The following is a 242-nucleotide window of genomic DNA, read 5'->3' on the forward strand; positions in this document are numbered from 1 at the left end:
CCTGTTATAGGATCAAGCCTTACGGCCAATTAGTATCAGTTAGCTTAACGCATTACTGCGCTTCCACACCTGACCTATCAACGTCCTGGACTCGAACGACCCTTCAAGGGGATCTAGTCCCCGGGGAAGTCTCATCTTGAGGCGAGTTTCCCGCTTAGATGCTTTCAGCGGTTATCTCTTCCGAACATAGCTACCCGGCGATGCGACTGGCGTCACAACCGGTACACCAGAGGTTCGTCCAC

The 242-nt window shown here is 52.9% G+C and carries 1 rRNA gene; it reads right to left on the bottom strand.

Going from position 1 to position 242, the window contains the following annotated elements:
- Positions 1-8 precede the first annotated feature (8 nt).
- A 23S ribosomal RNA gene (locus AB4Y44_RS42880) occupies positions 9-242 on the bottom strand; the annotation flags it as partial.

The sequence above is a fragment of the Paraburkholderia sp. BR10937 genome (assembly GCF_040965695.1).
Classification (GTDB): Bacteria; Pseudomonadota; Gammaproteobacteria; order Burkholderiales; family Burkholderiaceae; genus Paraburkholderia.